We start from the raw sequence: 17,424 nt of genomic DNA, 5'->3' as shown, positions 1-17,424 counted from the left end.
ATGGCCCAGAGTTTCCGTTTGCCGGAAGGCGGTGTGATCGATCGCAGCAAGAGCCTGCGCTTCAGCTTCGACGGCCGCAGCTATGAAGGCCATCCTGGCGATACCCTGGCCTCGGCGCTGCTGGCCAACGGCGTGCACCTCGTCGGGCGCAGCTTCAAGTATCACCGGCCGCGCGGCATCTTTTCTGCCGGTGCCGAGGAGCCCAATGCCCTGGTGCAGCTCGGTGAGGACCCGCGTACCGATCCGAACCAGCGCGCGACCCAGGTGGAGCTGTTCGACGGCCTGACTGCCATGCCGCAGCACTGCTGGCCGTCGCTGGAGTTCGATCTCAGCGAGGGAGCCAGCCTGGCAAGCCGCTTCCTGCCCTCGGGTTTCTACTACAAGACCTTCATGTGGCCGAACTGGAAGCTCTTCGAGGGGCCGATTCGCCACGCCGCGGGCCTGGGGCGCGCGCCGCGCCTGCCCGACCCTGACCGCTATGACAAGACCTACGCCCACTGCGACCTTCTGGTGGTGGGCGGGGGTCCGGCCGGTCTGGCCGCTGCGCTGGCTGCCGGCCGGCGCGGCGCCCGGGTTCTGCTGGTGGAGCAGGATTCGACCTTGGGTGGCCACCTGCTTTCCTCGCCGGACAGCGAGATCGACGGCCAGCCGGCAGCGGAATGGGTCGAGGCGGCGCGCGCGGAACTGGAGTCGCTGCCGGAAGTGCGGGTGCTGACCCGCAGCACCTGCTTTGCCTATTACGATCATAATTTCCTGGGTGTCCTGGAGAAGGTCACCGACCACTACGCGCCCTATTCCCGCCCGCAGCATCTGCCGCGCCAGCGCATGTGGAAGGTGCGTGCGGCGCAGGTGGTGCTGGCCAGTGGCGCGATCGAGCGCCCGCCGGTCTTCCGCGACAACGACCGCCCGGGGATCATGCTGGCCTCCGCGGCTTCGGCCTATCTGCGCCGCTGGGGCGTGAAGCCCGGTGGGCGCGCCCTGGTGCTCACCAACAACGACAGCGGCTATCGCGCGGCCCTGGATCTCAAGAACGCAGGCGTGGACCTGGCCGCGGTCATCGACCTGCGCCTGGCAGCCAAAGGCCCCTTGAGCGCCCAGGCGCGCGACGAAGGTATCCCGATTCGCAGCGGCTACGCCGTGACCGGCACCCAGGGGCACCTGCGCCTGCGCAAGGCCTTCGTCGCGCCGATGGACGGGGACGGCGGCCGGGTTTTCGGCGGCGGAGAACCGATCGAATGCGACCTGCTCGCCGTGTCCGGCGGATGGAACCCCACAGTCCACCTCTTCTGCCAGTCGAAGGGCAGCCTGGAGTGGGACGAGCAGCGCGCCTGCTTCCGGCCGGCTCGCTCCATGCAGCGCAACCAGGCGGTCGTCGGCGGGGCAAACGGCACCTTCGCGCTGGGCGAGGCCCTGCGTGAGGCCCATGCCGCGGGCCTGCAGGCAGCTGAAGCCGCCGGCTTTGCTGGCAGCGGCAGCGAGAGACCGGCGCCGCATGCGGGCGGGGAGGGCGATTTCCTTCCCTTGCGTGAAATCTACCTCGTGCCCTCGACCCAGCCGGTGGGCCAGGGCGGCAAGCATTTCGTCGATCAGCAGCATGACGTGGCGGCTTCCGACCTGCTGCTGGCCCTGCGCGAAGGCTATCGCTCCATCGAGCACGTCAAGCGCTACACCACCACCGGCATGGCCACCGACCAGGGCAAGACCTCGAACGTCAACGCCATCGGCATCGTGGCGGAGCATCTGGGCAAGCCGGTGCCGGAGGTGGGCGTGACCACCTTCCGCCCGCCCTACACGGCGGTGACCTTCGGGGCCTTTGCCGGGCGCGACGTGGATGGCCTGCTCGATCCCGAGCGCACCACGCCGATGCACGGCTGGCACCAGGCCCAGGGCGCGGCCTTCGAGGACGTAGGGCAGTGGAAGCGTGCCTGGTACTATCCGCGCCCGGGCGAGGACCTGCACGCCGCCGTGGCCCGGGAGGTGAAGGCCACCCGCGACTCCCTGGGCATCCTGGACGCCACCACTCTGGGCAAGATCGAGGTGTGCGGGCCCGACGCGGCGCGCTTCCTGGATCTGGTCTACACCAACATGTTCTCCACCCTGAAGGTGGGACGTTGCCGCTATGGGCTGATGCTCAAGGAAGACGGCATGGTCTTAGATGACGGCGTGACCTCGCGCCTGGCCGAGGACCGCTTCCTGATGACCACGACCACCGGCGGGGCGGCCAACGTCCTCGATTGGCTGGAGGAGTGGCTGCAGACCGAATGGCCGGAGATGAAGGTCTATCTCACCTCCGTCACGGAGCAGTGGGCGACCATGACCATCTCCGGTCCCAAGGCGAAGGCGCTGCTGGGCGAGGTGAGCGACCTTAAGCTCGATTCGGAGACCTTCCCGCACATGAGCTTCGCCGAAGGCCGCGTGGCCGGCGTGAAGGCGCGGGTCTTCCGCATTTCCTTTACCGGCGAGATGTCCTTCGAGATCAACGTCCCGGCCCGCTACGGCCTGGCGGTCTGGGAGACCCTGATCCGCGCCGGCGCCAAGTACGCCATCACGCCCTATGGCACCGAGGCCATGCATGTGCTGCGCGCGGAGAAGGGCTTCATCATCGTCGGCCAGGAGACAGACGGGTCGGTGACGCCGCTGGACCTGGGCATGAACTGGATCGTCTCCAAGAAGAAACCGGATTTCCTGGGCCGTCGCTCGCTGTTCCGACCCGATATGCAGAAGCCCGACCGCAAGCAGCTCGTGGGGCTGATGACCGAGGACGGGCGCGAGGTCCTGCCCGAAGGGGCGCAGCTGGTGGAGAGCAACGGCGCCGCCCGACCGCCGGTGCCCATGGTCGGCCACGTCACCTCCAGCTACTGGAGCCCCAACTGCGGCAAGGCCATCGCGCTGGCGCTGGTGAAGGGCGGGCAGGCGCGCATGGGCCAGCGGCTCTATGCACCGCTGGCCGACCGGACCGTCGCCTGCACTATCACCGAACCGGTGTTTTTCGATAAGGCGGGAGAGCGCCTCCATGGTTGAAGACTTCCTGCGCCAGAGCCCCCTGGCCCACCTGGGTCTGGCCACCCACGCCCGCGCGGAGCTCGCGGCCGATGATGGTGTGGCGCTGGCCGAGCGTCCCTTCCGGACGGTGATCACCCTGCGCGGCTCTGGCGGGGAAGGCGCTTTCGCCGCTGCGGTGGAGCAGGCCAGTGGCCTGAAGCTGCCGCAGGAGGTTGGTGCGGTCTCCGGCGAGGCGGAGGGACGGCAGTTGCTCTGCCTCGGGCCCGACGAGTGGTGGCTCTGCGATGGCGACAGTGATGCCGAGTCGCTGCTTGCCGCCCTGGAGGACCCGCTGGCCGGCCAGTTCGCGTCGGCCGTGGACACCAGCGACAACTGGTTTGCGCTCGAGATTTCGGGAGCGCATGCAGCCGACCTTCTGGCCAAGGCCTGCCCGCTGGACCTGCATCCACGCAGCTTCCCGGCCGGCCGCTGTGCCCGGTCGCTGCTGTCAAAGGCGCCCATGACCCTCCAGAAGCTGAACGAGAGCCCGCGCTTCCGGATCCATGTCCGCCGCTCTTTTGCCGACTATGCCTGGCGCTGGCTCAGCGATGCCGGCCGGGAGTACGGTGTCTCAGTGCTGAGCGCCTGACGAGCCCTGCGCGGCAGGGCTCGTCCGGGCTTCCCGAACCTAGCGGTCCAGTTCGGTGACGTAGTCGGTCACCGGCGGCAGGGCTTCGACCACCCCGCTTTCCTCCAGGAAGCGGGCGAAGCGCTCGTAGCGGCCTATGTCGGCCGCGCCGGGCCGCAGGGCAAAGCGGGGCAGGGTGTCCCACCAGGCCCGGCGATTGAGGTCGTCGTCCAGGCCTTCGTCGTAGGCTACGAAAATCTCCCAGCTCTCCTCCGGGTGATTGATCAGGTACTGCACCCCGCGCTCCAGGGCCTCGAGGAAGGCCGGCAGACGCGGGTCGTCGAGCGCGTTGCTATTGGCGACGATGATCAGTTCGTCGTAGGCCGGCACCCCCTCCTCCTCGGGATAGAAGGCGCGCCCGGCCTGGCCTTCCAGTTCGAGCTGATTGAGCTCGAAGTTGCGGAAGGCGCCGATCACCGCATCGACCCGCCCGGTAAGCAGAGCCGGGGAGAGCGCGAAGTTGACGTTGATCAGCTCCACATCGTCCAGTTCGAGCCCGCTGTTCTCCAGCATGCGACGCAGCAGGGTCTCCTGCATGCCGCCGATGGAGTAGCCGACCCGCCGCCCCTTCAGGTCGGACATGGCCTGTACCGGCCCGTCGGCCAGGCTCACCAGGCTGTTGAGCGGCGTGGCGATCAGGGTGGCGATGCGCGACAGCGGCAGCCCCGCCTCTGCCTGCAGATGGAGCATAGGCTGATAGGTGACCGCCAGGGGCGCCTGGCCCGCCGCGACGAGCTTGGGCGGGTCGTTGGGATCGGCCGGCTCGATCAGCTCGACCTCCAGGCCGACCTCGGCGAAAAAGCCCCGGTCCTGGGCCACGATCAGCGGGGCGTGGTCCGGATTGACGAACCAGTCGAGCAGCACCGTCAGGGGTTCGGCGCGCGCCGGCGCGCCACTCAGTAGGACTGTGGCGGCAAGCGCGATCAGTCCCCGGCAAAAGCTGTTGGCTGTGATATGCATTGCAATCTCCTCTTCGCCGTTGTCAGGGGAAGAGGGAGACGGCGGACCAGAGCGGTTCCGCGTGCCCGTTCCATTCCCTGCGCCGGCATGACCCGGATCAGGTTCTAAGGGTTTCCGCGCGCACCGCGGTCTCTCAGCCCTCACCATGCGAGGACACCCCCAGGAACCGCGGGAAAGCTAGGCTGTCGCCGCCGCGAGGGTCAAGCGAAAGTCTGCGCGGGCCCGCTTGCACTCCCTGAGACCCTGTGATACCTACCCGTCGCGCGGATGGGGCGGAGCCTGTCTGCGACGGTCCCTTTCCGTGCTTCCGCGGATGCTGCCCTGGCCTGACGGTCTTCGGGTGGTTCCCTACTCAGGAGACACGCGGCCGATGGGGCCGATGCCTCACTTCTTTCTGGGGAGCGATTAGGCTTTGGCAGGCGAAGACACCTCGACGGGCGGTCTGGCCGGGCGTTACGCCCTGGCACTGTTCGAGCTCGCCGATCAGGCGCAGGCCTTGGACAAGGTCTCGGAAGACCTCAAGGGCATTGACGCCTTGCTGGCCGAGAGTGAGGATCTTCAGCGGCTGGTGCGCAGCCCGCTCTATGGGCGCGAGCAGCAGGCCAAGGCCATGGATGCGGTTCTGGCCAAGGCGGGGGTCACGGATCTTACCCGTCGCTTTATTATGGTGGTGGCGCAAAACCGGCGCCTCCATGCACTACCCAACATGATTCGGGCCTTTATGGCGGAGCTGGCGCGTCGGCGCGGCGAAGTGCGCGCCGAGGTGACGGCCGCGCTGCCGCTGTCCGAGACGCAGGAGAAGGCCCTGCTCGATTCCCTGTCGAAGTCGGTGGGCGGCAAGATCCAGCTCGTCCAGAAGACCGATCCGAGCCTGCTCGGTGGTCTTGTGGTCAAGGTGGGCAGCCGCATGATCGACACTTCGCTCAGGACCAAATTGCAACGACTTCAGTTCGCTATGAAAGGGGTTGGATGATGGACATCCGCGCCGCGGAAATCTCGGCGATCCTCAAGGAGCAGATCGAGAACTTCGGTGCCGAGGCGGACGTCGCCGAGGTAGGCCAGGTGCTTTCGGTGGGTGACGGCGTGGCCCGTGTCTACGGCCTCGACAACGTCCAGGCCGGCGAGTTGGTCGAGTTTCCCGGTGACATCCAGGGGATGGCGCTGAACCTCGAGGTCGACAACGTCGGCATCGTGCTCTTCGGCGACGATCGAGGCATCAAGGAAGGCGACATCGTCAAGCGCACGGGGCGCATCGTCGACGTGCCGGTGGGCAAGGGCCTGCTCGGCCGCGTGGTCGACGGACTCGGCAACCCGATCGACGGCAAGGGTCCGATCGATAGCGACCAGCGCATGCGTGTCGAGACCAAGGCGCCGGGCATCATCCCGCGCAAGTCAGTGCACGAGCCGATGCAGACCGGCTTGAAGGCGATCGACTCCCTGATCCCGATCGGCCGCGGCCAGCGTGAGCTGATCATCGGCGACCGTCAGACCGGCAAGACTGCCATTGCCGTGGACGCCTTCATCAATCAGCGGCCCCTGAACCAGGGGGACGATGAGAGCAAGAAGCTCTACTGCATCTACGTCGCCATCGGTCAGAAGCGCTCGTCCGTCGCGAAGCTGGTGAAGACCCTGGAGGACTCCGGAGCGATGGAATACTCCATCGTCGTGGCGGCCACCGCCTCCGACCCGGCTCCGCTGCAGTTCCTGGCGCCCTACACCGGCTGCACCATGGGCGAGTACTTCCGCGACAACGGCATGCATGCCGTTATCTGCTACGACGACTTGTCGAAGCAGGCGGTTGCCTATCGCCAGATGTCGCTGCTGCTGCGCCGTCCGCCGGGCCGCGAGGCTTTCCCGGGCGACGTCTTCTACCTGCACTCCCGTCTGCTGGAGCGTGCGGCCAAGATGGGCGACGATCACGGTGCCGGTTCGCTCACGGCACTGCCGATCATCGAGACCCAGGCCGGCGACGTGGGTGCCTTCATTCCGACCAACGTGATCTCGATCACCGACGGTCAGATCTTCCTTGAAACCGGCCTCTTCTATAAGGGCGTGCGTCCGGCGGTGAACGTCGGCCTGTCGGTCAGCCGTGTCGGTTCCGCGGCCCAGATCAAGGCGATGAAGAAGGTGGCCGGCACCATCAAGCTGGAACTGGCCCAGTACCGCGAAATGGAAGCCTTCGCGCAGTTCGCCTCCGACCTGGATGCGGCGACCCAGCGTCTGCTGCAGCGCGGTCAGCGTCTGACCGAGCTGCTGAAGCAGCCGCAGTACAAGCCGCTGCCGGTGGAAGAGCAGGTCTGCGTGATCTACGCCGGTGTGCGTGGCTACCTGGACAAGATTCCGACATCCCAGGTGGGTGACTTCGAGCAGAAGCTCCTCGTGGCGCTGCGGGAGAAAGGCCAGTCGATCCTCGAATCCATTCGCACGAGCCAGGATCTCTCCTCGGAAACCGAGGAGAAGCTGAAAAGCCTGATTGCCGAGCTCGGCAAGGCTTACGCTTGATTTTCGCCCCTTCTGTGAACGAGTTGCGGTTGAAGAGACATGGCTAGCCTCAAGGAGCTCCGCTCCCGTATCGCCAGCGTCAAATCGACGCAAAAGATTACCTCGGCCATGAAGATGGTGGCCGCGGCGAAGCTGAAGCGTGCCCAGGAGCAGGCGGAAGCCTCGCGGCCCTATGCAGCTCGCATGGCGCGCATGCTGGGCTCCCTGGCCTCGGGCAACCGTGGCGGCCAGGGGCCCAAGCTGCTGAGCGGCACCGGCAAGCAGGATGTGCATCTGCTGGTGGTGGCTACGGCCGATCGTGGTCTCTGCGGCGCCTTCAATGCCAACATCGCCCGTGAAGCGCGCCGTGATATCGAGCGCCTGAAGGGCGAGGGCAAGACGGTGAAGGTGCTGTGCATCGGCCGCAAGGGCCGTGATGCCCTGCGCCGCGGTCATGCCGATGTGATCATCGACACCTTGGAAGACGTCTCCAAGCCGCGACCGAGCTTCGGGAAGTCCGACGAGATCGCCCAGCGCCTGCTGGCCATGTACGACGAGGACGAGTTCGACGTCTGCACGCTCTACTACGCGCAGTTCAAGTCGGCCATTTCCCAGGTCGTCACCCGCCAGCAGCTCGTTCCCTTTGCCGCGCCGGAGGCCGAGGCCTCCAGTGAGGAGGTGCAGGCAGAAGAGAACCAGGGTATGGTCTACGATTACGAGCCGGACGAGGAGACGATCCTCGCCGAACTGCTGCCGCGCAACCTCGCAGTTCAGGTCTTCAATGCCCTGCTGGAGAACAACGCCGGTGAGCAGGGTGCACGCATGACCGCAATGGACAATGCGACGCGCAATGCCGAAGACATGAAGAAGAAACTGACGCTGCTCTACAACCGCACGCGTCAGGCCGCGATCACCAAAGAACTTATCGAAATCGTCTCCGCCAAGGAGGCCATGTAGTGTGCGCTCTTTGCGCCCGCATGGAAGCAAAAGGCACTAGAGGAGCATAGGATGGCCAAGAACCTCGTCGGGAAAGTCACCCAGGTCATGGGACCGGTGGTCGACGTGCAGTTCGAGGGCGACCTGCCTGCGATCATGAACGCGCTCGAGACCAGCAATCACGATCAACGTCTGGTTCTCGAGGTCGCGCAGCATCTCGGCGAAAGTACGGTGCGCACCATTGCCATGGATGCCACCGAAGGCCTGGTGCGTGGTCAGGAGGTCACCGATACGGGTGAGCCGATTACGGTTCCGGTTGGCCCCGAGACGCTGGGGCGTATCATCAATGTCATCGGCGAACCGATCGATGAGCGTGGGCCGGTGGGTGCCAAGCTCAGCGCGCCGATCCATAGAGCGGCGCCGACCTACACTGATCAGTCGACCGAAGCCGAAATGCTGGTGACGGGCATCAAGGTCGTCGACCTGCTTGCTCCCTATGCCAAGGGCGGCAAGATCGGCCTTTTCGGCGGTGCCGGTGTGGGCAAGACGGTGCTGATCATGGAGTTGATCAACAACGTCGCCAAAACGCATGGTGGCTACTCGGTCTTCGCCGGCGTGGGCGAGCGTACCCGCGAGGGCAACGACCTCTACCACGAGATGATGGACTCCGGGGTCATCAAGACCGACGGCTCCGCCTCGAAGGCGGCCCTGGTCTATGGTCAGATGAACGAGCCGCCGGGCGCCCGCGCGCGTGTGGCCCTGACTGGCTTGACCCTCGCCGAGTACTTCCGCGATGAGGAAGGCCAGGACGTGCTCTTCTTCGTGGATAACATCTTCCGCTTCACCCAGGCGGGTTCGGAAGTGTCGGCGCTGTTGGGCCGCATTCCCTCGGCGGTGGGTTATCAGCCAACTCTCGCCACGGACATGGGTGCACTGCAGGAGCGTATCACCACCACTACCAAGGGCTCGATCACCTCGGTGCAGGCCATTTACGTGCCGGCCGATGACTTGACCGATCCGGCGCCGGCCACGTCCTTCGCGCACTTGGACGCCACCACGGTGCTGAGCCGTCAGATCGCCGAGTTGGGCATCTACCCGGCAGTCGATCCGCTCGACTCCACCAGCCGCATCCTGGAGCCGGATGTGGTGGGCGAGGAGCACTACAACGTGGCGCGTCGGGTCCAGGAGACGCTGCAGCAGTACAAGCAGCTTCAGGACATCATCGCCATTCTGGGCATGGACGAGCTGTCCGAAGAGGACAAGCTGACCGTCGCCCGGGCCCGCAAGATTCAGCGTTTCTTCTCGCAGCCCTTCGACGTGGCGCAGGTCTTCACCGGCACGCCGGGTGTGCAGGTGCCGCTCGAAGAGACCATCCGCGGCTTCAAGGGCCTGGTGGAAGGCGAATACGATCACCTGCCGGAAGCGGCCTTCTACATGGTCGGCACCATCGACGACGCCGTCGAGAAGGCCCGCAAGATGGCCGCCGAAGCGGCATAAGCGACGGGTCTTTGGCAAGAACGAGGATAGGCTGACATGGCTGAGCAGAAGGTCGAGTTCGAACTCGTCTCGCCGGAGAAGCTGCTGCTGTCGCAGGCAGTGGACATGGTCGTGGTGCCGGGCGGCGATGGCGATTTCGGCGTGCTGCCCCGCCATGCGCCGATGATTTCCACGGTGCGGCCCGGTGTCATCTCGGTCTACGAAGAGCGCCGGGCGGTCAGCCAGCGCCTCTTCGTTTCCGGTGGATTCGCGGAAGTGACACCAGAGCGTTGCACCGTTCTGGCTGTGGAGGCGGAGCCGCTCGAGGAAATCGATCGCGCCGCGACCGAGCAGGCATTGAAGAATGCCCGCGAGGATGTGGCGGACGCGAAGAGCGAGCATGACAAGGCGGTCGCCGCGAAGCGCGTGAGCGTCCTGGAAGCCAAACTCGACGCATTGAGCCGCGCCAACTGAGTGTGGGTCGGAAAGGCCGGTGCCATACCGGTCCTGCCACCTTTTTCGGACCGCCCACTCGTGCATGAGGGTTGCGTGCGGAGCGAAAATGCTCTCTCTTGCGGCCGTTAGCCATCGCACTTACATGGCAGTCGCCGGTTTCAATGCGAAGATCCGGCGAACATCAGGGGGCCGAGGGTGAGACATGTCCGAAAAGCACTGGTCGCTCGACGACATCGCCTGGGATCGCTTTGATCGCACGCGGGTCGATCCTGAGCTTCTGAAGATCGCCAAGGCTGCAGCGCTGGTCGAGTTCAACTCCGGCGACTACGCCGATTATCTCTGTAACGTCTTCCCCGACGACGAGACCTTCAAGGCTGAAGCACGACGCTGGGCCGGGGAAGAGGTGCAGCACGGCGAAGCGCTGGGCCGCTGGGCCCGCATGGCCGATCCCGACTTCGACTTCGACGGCGCCATGGAGCGCTTCCGCTCCGGCTTTCGCATTCCGGTTGACTCGACCACCTCGGTGCGCGGCTCGCGCAGCGGCGAACTGGTGGCGCGCTGCATCGTGGAGGTGGGCACCTCCTCCTACTACGGGTCACTGGCCGACTCGACCGAAGAGCCCGTTTTCAAGGATATATGTCAGCGCATCGCAGCCGACGAGCTGCGTCACTACAAGCTCTTCTATACGCATCTGCGCCGCTATCTCGAGCGCGAGAGAATCAGCCGCGTCCGGCGCTTCCTGATCGCGGTGAGCCGCATGCAGGAGACCGAGGACGACGAGCTGGCCTATGCCTACTACGCCGCCAATGCGCCGGCCGACGAACCCTATGACCGCAAGCGCTGGAGCAGCGCCTACATGGTGCGCGCCTATGGCTACTATAAGCCGGTGCGGGTACAGCGGGCCTCGGCCATGATCTGCAAGGCCGCGGGCCTCAGTGCCCAGGGTCGCATGGCCCAGCTCATGGCCAAGGTCGCCTATGGCATAATGCGCCGGCGCCACCGCCGTCTCAGCCGCGACGGTGCGCTCGCAGCCTGACGCCCGGCCACGCGCCCGGGAGTCGTTCGATTCACGTTCTCCTTTCAGCCGGAGCGTCCCATGACAGCCTTCCGAACCCTTGATGACGTCACGCTTGCGGGGCGCACCGCCCTGGTGCGGGTGGATTTCAATGTGCCCATGGAGCAGGGGCGGGTCACCGACGCGACCCGCATCACGCGGGCAATCCCCACGATTCACCGCCTGCGCGAGGCCGGGGCAAAGGTTGTGCTGCTGAGCCACTTCGGGCGGCCCAAGGGTGAGCGGCGCGAGGACATGTCGCTGGCGCCGCTGTTGCCGGAACTCCAGGCCGCCCTGGGCGCCGAGGTGCCGGTGCGTTTTGCCGAGGATTGCATCGGTGCCCCGGCCGAGCGCGCCCTGGCCGAGCTTCCCGAGGGCGGGGTGCTGCTGCTGGAAAACCTGCGCTTCCACAAGGGCGAGGAGAAGAACGACCCCGAGTTTGCTGCCGCACTGGCGGCGCTGGGCGACCTCTTCGTCAGCGATGCCTTTTCCGCCGCCCACCGCGCTCACGCCTCCGTGGAAGGCATTGCGCACAAGCTGCCGGCCGTGGCCGGCCTGCTGATGCAGGAGGAGCTGGAGGCCCTGCAGAAGGCCCTTGAGCAGCCCGAGCGACCCGTGGCGGCCATCGTCGGCGGGGCCAAGGTCTCCACCAAGCTGGAGCTGCTGGGCAATCTCGTGGAGAGGGTGCAGCTCCTGGTGATCGGCGGCGGCATGGCCAACACCTTCCTGCACGCGCTTGGCGTCAATGTGGGCGCTTCCCTCTGCGAGAAGGAGATGGCGCCCACGGTCGAGGATATCGTGCGCAGGGCCAAGGCCTCGGACTGTGACATCGTGTTGCCGACCGATGCGGTCGTGGCGGCCGAGTTCAAGCCCAATGCGGCCTATGACGTGGTCACCGTGAAGCAGGTGCCGGCCGACCGCATGATCCTGGACATCGGTCCGCGCACGGCTGAGCACATCGCGCTCCGCCTGGCGGAATGCAGGACGCTGGTGTGGAACGGTCCCCTGGGTGCCTTCGAGATCCAGCCCTTCGATGCCGGCACCAATCAGGTGGCTCAGGCAGCGGCCGATCTGACCCGCGCCGGCACGCTCCTGTCGGTGGCCGGCGGCGGCGACACCGTGTCGGCGCTCAGCCACGCGGGCGTGCTGGACGCCTTCAGCTATGTCTCCTCAGCCGGTGGTGCCTTCCTGGAATGGCTGGAGGGCAAGACGCTCCCCGGCGTGCAGGTGCTGCGCGAGGATTCAAGGGGCTGATTGTTCGTCCCAGAGAAACAGTCCGCTGCTGAATGCCGCCCTTACTTATTCGACATGGAATAACGATCTCTTAGACAGGCGCTTGGAGGATCTCTCCTCCCAAGCTCAACCCTTAAGGAGATCACCATGATGAAGACGGTATTGGCATCGGCAGCGGTTCTGGCATTCGTGGCGGCGACCCCGGCCATGGCGGACATGGGTCAGCAGAACGCGAGCCTCAACAGCTACGTCGGCCACGCCACCGAGGCGCAGGCCAATCAGCCCACAGCTCACCAGTCCGCGAGCGATGGCGTGGTCATCCACCGCATTGCCCCCGTGGGCAGCGGCAACGCCAGCCTCGAGTCCTTCAACCCGAACAGCGTCCAGTCGCAGTCCACGCGATTTGAGGCTGCTCCGGGCGTGGCGAAAAATTCCGATTTCCGCTGGGTCGAAGAGAGCGACATCGGCGCCTGATTCTCCCAAGCCAATCCGCCCGCAGCGCATGCGGGCGGATGACGCAGGCACCCCGAATTATGATCGGCCCGCTTCCTTGGAGGCGGGCCGATTGCTTTTGCGTTCCCGTGATCCGCTCCACCTCACCTTGGAACCCACGGGCGTCGCCGCGACGGTCGGTCCGGCCGGTCGAGTTCGTCACCCCACAGGGCAATGCGCTCCCGGTCACCTTGGAGGCTGCGCAGGCGTTCGATCCGCTCGGTCGTTCCCGGATGGCTGCGCAGCAGTGATGGGATCTGCGTCTTTCCCTGGCCGGTCACCAGCGCCCAGAGACCGCGCTGGCGGCGTTCCAGCTTGGTCAGGGCCGAGGCCAGGCCGGCGGGGTCTCCAGTCAGCGCCACGGCTTCCAGGTCGGCATCAAACTCGCGGGTGCGCGAGAGCGCCAGTTGCAGCAGGGCGGCCAGCGTCGGCGCGAGCGCCAGCAGACCGGCCCCAAGCAGCCAGCCCGGCCCCGCCTCGCCGGTGAGCAGCAGGGGCAGGCCGAGGAAGAGCAGCAGCAGGCCGACAAAGCCGAGCACGCGCGTCAGGCGCGACAGGCTGTCGGCGAGATTCATCACCCAGAGATCATTGTTGATCAGATGCCCGATCTCGTGCGCCATCACGGCGGCAAACTCGCGGGCATTGAGTTGGCGCAGCAGCCCGTCGGTCACGGCGATGGCCGCCTCGCCGCGGCGTCCCACGGTGAAGGCATTCAGCTGTGGACTGGGCAGATGATAGAGCGGCGGCAACTGCTGCAAGCCGGCCTGGGCAGCCAGGCGCTCGAGGATGTCGTAGCCGTTGGGAAAGGCCTGGCGGGGCAGGGGGCGGGCGCCGTAAAGCGCCAGCGCTGCGCCCGGCTCGATCCGTGGGGCGATGGCCATGCCCAGCAGCCAGCCCAGCGCTGCCCAGAGGCTGGCCGCCGGGCCGAAGAGCAGCAGCGCGCATACGCTCAGCAGCCCGGCCATGGCCACGAGCAGCACCAAGGACTGCAGGAGGTTGCGCCGCTTGTGTCGGCGGCGTATGGCCTCGTCGAGACGGGAGGAGGGAAAGCCGGAGCGGGCCATGGTCGGCCCTCGTGTCACAGGGCCGCGACGCGCAGCTGAAGCTGATGCTGTCGACCGTCACGCAGGATGGTCATGTCCACCCGCTCACCGACCCGCACGAGCCCGATGCGATTGCGCAGGGCCGTGGAATTGCGCACCGCTTCACCCTCGACCGCGACGACGAGATCACCACGCTGCAGCCCGGCCTGGGCGGCAGGAGAGCCGGCCTCGACCGCGGTCACCAGGGCGCCGTCGACACCGGGGAGGCCGAAGGCCTGGGCCAGGTCGGGGGTGAGATCCTGGATCGACACGCCGATGCGCCCGCGCTCGACCCGGCCATGTGCCACGAGCTGATCCATGACGCCGCGCGCCAGATTGCTCGGCACGGCAAAGCCGATGCCGATGTTGCCGCCGGAGCGGCTGAGGATCGCCGTGTTGATGCCGATGAGTTCGCCCCGGGAGTTGACCAGTGCGCCGCCGGAGTTACCGGGGTTGATCGAGGCGTCGGTCTGGATGAAGTCCTCGTAGCCGCCGCGATTGATGCCGGTGCGTCCCAGGGCGGAGATGATGCCGCTGGTCACGGTCTGTCCCAGGCCGAAGGGGTTGCCGATGGCAAAGACCAGATCCCCCACCTCGAGGCGGTCGGAGTCGCCCATGGGCGCGGCCTGGAGGTTGTCGCCGCGGATGCGCAGCAGGGCGATGTCAGTGGCGGAATCCACGCCGACCACCTCGGCGGGCTCCTGGCGGCCATCCACCAGGGACACGATGATCTGATCCGCGTGCTCGATGACGTGGGTGTTGGTCATCACGAGGCCGCGCCCGGCATCGACAATCACGCCCGAGCCGGCGGAGAGCGCCTGGCGCTGCTGCGGCGCCTGCCATTCCGGCAGGCCGAAGAAGCGGCGGAAGAAGGGATCCTGCAGCAGCGGGTTCTGATGCACCGGCACCTGCTGGCGCACGGAGATGTTGACCACGGCCGGCGTGACCCGGGAGAGCTGCGGCGCAACGGTGAGCACCCCGCGCTCGCGGTCGAGATCGAAGGCTTCGGCCGCCGGGGCAAGCAGCGGCAGGCTGAGCGCAGCGCCCAGCAGCGCCAGGGTGCGTCTACGGCTTCGCTGTTCGCTCAGAGGTCCCGGTCTTTCGGTGCGTGCGATCGATCCTGGCTCTGCCGGCATGGCTGATCCCCCTATCCCCAGGGCCCTCGAGCGGTGGTGGTCGTGGCGCCCGCCATCTCCCGCAGGCGGGCAATGCGATTGGCGGTGCGCGGATGGGTGGAGAAGAGACTGTCCACCTTGTGGGCGTGCAGCGGATTGATGATGAAGAGATGGGCCGTCGCCGGATTGCGTTCGGCGGCGACATTGTCGATGCGCTGAGCCGCCTGCTCGATCTTCTCCAGCGCCGAGGCGAGCCACAGCGGCTGGCCGGAGATGCGCGCGCCTTCTGCGTCGGCGCGGTACTCGGCCGTGCGCGAGATCGCCATCTGCACGACCATGGCGGCCATGGGCGCCAGAACCATCATCAGGATCACCCCGACAATGCCCAGCGGGTTGTTGCGGCTGCCGCCGAAGAAGAGCGCAAAGTTGGCCAGCATGGAAATGGCGCCGGCCAGCGTCGCGGTGATGGTCATGATCAGGGTGTCGCGGCTTTTGACGTGCGCCAGTTCATGGGCCATGACACCGGCCACCTCTTCCCAGCTCAGGCGCTGCAGCAGACCGGTCGTCGCAGCCACAGCCGCATTGGCCGGGTTGCGCCCCGTGGCAAAAGCGTTGGGTTGCTCATTCTCGATGACGAAGACCTTGGGCATGGGCAGCCCGGCATTCTCCGCCAGGCGCTCGACAATGCCGTAGAGCTCGGGCGCGCTGCTCCGGTCCACCTGCTTGGCGCCGTACATGCGCAGCAGCATGGAATCGCTCTTCCAGTAGGCGAAGAAGTTCATGCCCATGGCGATGACCAGCGCGATGAGCATGCCGCCTTCCCCCGCCAGGAGGTAACCGACGGCGAGAAAAAGGCCGGTCATGCCGGCGAGGAGAAGAGCAGTCTTTGCGTAACTCATAGCGAGAGATAAGTAAGGCGCGCCACCGCCCGTTCAAGCCTTGGCAGCCGGTGCCTCCCGGGCCATATTTCGCCCATGCGCGAATTCAAGAGCCACACTCCACAAAGCGTCGCAGCGCGCCTGCGCGGCGCGGCGGGTCCGGCCGGTGAGCCCGTCGATGCTGCCGCACGCGCCCGTGCCGAGGAACAGACGCGCCGTGAGCAGTCCGGGAACCCCAAGCCTGAGAGCAAGGAGATCGGCGGACCCGAGGGTCCGGAGCCGACCCGTTACGGCGATTGGGAACGCAAAGGCATCTGCGTCGACTTCTAAGCCTTGGCGCAGGGTGCAGCGCGTTGTCCATCCGCGCTGCTCGCTATTCCGCAGCCTGTTCGGCCAGATCCTGGATCGCCAGCCAGCGCTCAGCCTCCAGGGCGGCCATGCAGCCCATCCCGGCAGCGGTCACGGCCTGGCGGTAGACGTGGTCCTTCACGTCGCCAGCCGCATAAACCCCGGGGATGTCGGTGGCAGTGGAATCCGGCGCGGTGAGGATGTAGCCGTTGGGATCGGTGCGAAGCTGTTCCTTGAAGAGCTGCGTGGCCGGATCGTGACCGATGGCGACGAAAACGCCGTCCACGGCCAGATCACGCTGCCCCCCGTCCTCGCTGCTCTTCAGGCGCACCCCGGTGACACCCGGCGGCAACCCGCCCTGACCCTCGTCACCGAGGACCTCCTCGACCACTGAGTTCCAGATGAACTCGATCTTCGAATTGGCGAAGAGGCGGTCCTGCAGGATCTTCTCGGCCCGCATGCTGTCGCGCCGGTGCACGAGGTGGACCTTTTCGGCGAAGTTGGTGAGGAAGAGCGCCTCTTCGGCCGCGGTGTTGCCGCCGCCGATGACCGCCACCTGCTTGCCGCGATAGAAGAAGCCGTCGCAGGTGGCGCAGGCGGAGACGCCAAAGCCGCGCAGGCGTTCCTCTCCGGGAACCCCCAGCCAACGGGCCTGGGCGCCGGTGCAGATGATGAAGCTGTCGCCGGTGTAGCGCGTGCCGCTGTCGCCCACGGCCAGGAAGGGCCGCTGCTTTAGGTTCACCTCGACGATGGTGTCGGAGATGATCTCGGTGCCGACGTTGGCCGCCTGGGCGCCCATCTGCTCCATGAGCCAGGGGCCCTGGATGGGATCGGCAAAGCCGGGGTAGTTCTCGACATCGGTGGTGATGGAGAGCTGCCCTCCGGGTTCCAGTCCCTGGATGAGCATCGGCTTGAGGTTGGCCCGGGCCGCATAGATGGCCGCGGTGTAGCCGGCCGGCCCTGAACCCAGGATCAGGACGCGCGAATGACGTGTGTCGGACATGACCGCTCCGCTGCATTGGAGCCGATCGTCTCAGATCGAATTCGCAAAGCGATCCGAACAGAGACGTGAACCGGCTCTGCCTCTTTGATGAAGACCGGATTCACGCATTTGATTTTGAACCTGATGGTCCAAACCAACTGCGATCCGGTCTAGCCGGCGGCAGTGCCGGCTGGCTGGACAGTAAGAAGCCTGGCCTGTCCTCGCAAGCGCGCGTGGGCCAGCGCGCACGGCGTATGTGGG

The 17,424-nt window shown here is 66.3% G+C and carries 16 protein-coding genes and 1 riboswitch; of the genes, 11 read left to right on the top strand and 5 right to left on the bottom strand.

What is annotated here, in order from left to right:
- Both ABZ720_RS05815 and ABZ720_RS05810 read left to right on the top strand, forming a co-directional pair.
- Positions 1–3,021: a sarcosine oxidase subunit alpha family protein gene (locus tag ABZ720_RS05815; protein ID WP_366554567.1), complete on the top strand. Its 3,021-nt coding sequence runs from the start codon at positions 1–3 to the stop codon at positions 3,019–3,021.
- The gene (locus ABZ720_RS05810; RefSeq protein WP_366554566.1) at positions 3,014–3,631 is read left to right on the top strand and encodes a sarcosine oxidase subunit gamma; all 618 of its coding nucleotides are present in this window, start codon (positions 3,014–3,016) and stop codon (positions 3,629–3,631) included. The genes ABZ720_RS05815 and ABZ720_RS05810 overlap by 8 nt, the downstream gene beginning before the upstream one ends.
- Positions 3,632–3,670: 39 nt before the next feature.
- On the opposite strand, the gene ABZ720_RS05805 is transcribed toward ABZ720_RS05810, so the two are convergent.
- Positions 3,671–4,630 carry an ABC transporter substrate-binding protein gene (locus ABZ720_RS05805; RefSeq protein ID WP_366554565.1) on the bottom strand — a complete coding sequence of 320 codons (960 nt, stop codon included), beginning with the start codon at positions 4,628–4,630 and terminating at the stop codon, positions 3,671–3,673.
- Between the two features lie 56 nt (positions 4,631–4,686).
- Positions 4,687–4,801: riboswitch (TPP riboswitch) on the bottom strand.
- 241 nt (positions 4,802–5,042) lie between these two features.
- Between ABZ720_RS05805 and ABZ720_RS05800 the strand changes: the two genes are divergently transcribed.
- The 8 genes from ABZ720_RS05800 (at position 5,043) to ABZ720_RS05765 (ending at position 12,740) form a co-directional block, all read left to right on the top strand.
- Positions 5,043–5,603, top strand: a complete 561-nt coding sequence (locus ABZ720_RS05800; protein WP_366554564.1) for a F0F1 ATP synthase subunit delta — start codon at positions 5,043–5,045, stop codon at positions 5,601–5,603.
- Positions 5,603–7,132, top strand: coding sequence for a F0F1 ATP synthase subunit alpha (gene atpA / locus ABZ720_RS05795; RefSeq protein WP_366554827.1), 1,530 nt, complete (start codon positions 5,603–5,605; stop codon positions 7,130–7,132). Before ABZ720_RS05800 ends, atpA begins: the two co-directional genes overlap by 1 nt.
- 39 nt (positions 7,133–7,171) lie before the next feature.
- Complete coding sequence (locus tag ABZ720_RS05790; RefSeq protein ID WP_366554563.1) at positions 7,172–8,068, top strand: F0F1 ATP synthase subunit gamma; 897 nt, start codon at positions 7,172–7,174, stop codon at positions 8,066–8,068.
- Positions 8,069–8,119: 51 nt separating this feature from the next.
- Positions 8,120–9,544, top strand: a complete 1,425-nt coding sequence (gene atpD, locus ABZ720_RS05785; RefSeq protein ID WP_366554562.1) for a F0F1 ATP synthase subunit beta — start codon at positions 8,120–8,122, stop codon at positions 9,542–9,544.
- Positions 9,545–9,580: 36 nt separating this feature from the next.
- Positions 9,581–9,997, top strand: coding sequence for a F0F1 ATP synthase subunit epsilon (locus ABZ720_RS05780; RefSeq protein ID WP_366554561.1), 417 nt, complete (start codon positions 9,581–9,583; stop codon positions 9,995–9,997).
- Between the two features lie 184 nt (positions 9,998–10,181).
- Positions 10,182–11,015 (top strand): ferritin-like domain-containing protein, encoded by an 834-nt coding sequence (locus ABZ720_RS05775; protein WP_366554560.1) that lies wholly within the window; start codon positions 10,182–10,184, stop codon positions 11,013–11,015.
- Between the two features lie 60 nt (positions 11,016–11,075).
- Positions 11,076–12,287: a phosphoglycerate kinase gene (locus ABZ720_RS05770; RefSeq protein ID WP_366554559.1), complete on the top strand. Its 1,212-nt coding sequence runs from the start codon at positions 11,076–11,078 to the stop codon at positions 12,285–12,287.
- Positions 12,288–12,413: 126 nt separating this feature from the next.
- A complete protein-coding gene (locus ABZ720_RS05765) occupies positions 12,414–12,740 on the top strand; it encodes a hypothetical protein (RefSeq protein WP_366554558.1) in 327 nt (108 codons plus the stop codon).
- A 122-nt stretch (positions 12,741–12,862) separates the two neighbouring features.
- Here ABZ720_RS05765 and ABZ720_RS05760 read toward each other — a convergent pair whose 3' ends face one another.
- From ABZ720_RS05760 to htpX, 3 genes are read right to left on the bottom strand one after another with little or no spacing between them, the layout of a single operon-like run.
- On the bottom strand, positions 12,863–13,822 hold the full coding sequence (locus ABZ720_RS05760; protein ID WP_366554557.1) for a zinc metalloprotease HtpX: 960 nt from the start codon (positions 13,820–13,822) through the stop codon (positions 12,863–12,865).
- Between the two features lie 14 nt (positions 13,823–13,836).
- The gene (locus ABZ720_RS05755; RefSeq protein WP_366554556.1) at positions 13,837–14,976 is read right to left on the bottom strand and encodes a Do family serine endopeptidase; all 1,140 of its coding nucleotides are present in this window, start codon (positions 14,974–14,976) and stop codon (positions 13,837–13,839) included.
- Between the two features lie 11 nt (positions 14,977–14,987).
- Entirely contained in the window at positions 14,988–15,854 is an 867-nt protein-coding gene (htpX, locus tag ABZ720_RS05750; protein ID WP_366554555.1) for a zinc metalloprotease HtpX, read from the bottom strand.
- A 75-nt stretch (positions 15,855–15,929) separates the two neighbouring features.
- On the opposite strand from htpX, the gene ABZ720_RS05745 reads away from it, so the two are divergent.
- Positions 15,930–16,163, top strand: a complete 234-nt coding sequence (locus ABZ720_RS05745; RefSeq protein ID WP_366554554.1) for a DUF1674 domain-containing protein — start codon at positions 15,930–15,932, stop codon at positions 16,161–16,163.
- A 43-nt stretch (positions 16,164–16,206) separates the two neighbouring features.
- On the opposite strand, the gene trxB is transcribed toward ABZ720_RS05745, so the two are convergent.
- Positions 16,207–17,184, bottom strand: a complete 978-nt coding sequence (gene trxB / locus ABZ720_RS05740) for a thioredoxin-disulfide reductase (protein ID WP_366554553.1) — start codon at positions 17,182–17,184, stop codon at positions 16,207–16,209.
- Positions 17,185–17,424 lie beyond the last annotated feature (240 nt).

This window comes from Aquibaculum sediminis (genome assembly GCF_040712085.1).
Lineage (GTDB): Bacteria > Pseudomonadota > Alphaproteobacteria > Kiloniellales > DSM-21159 > Aquibaculum > Aquibaculum sediminis.
Note: the sequence above shows the minus strand (reverse complement) of the source record. Positions and strands in the feature narration are given on the sequence as shown.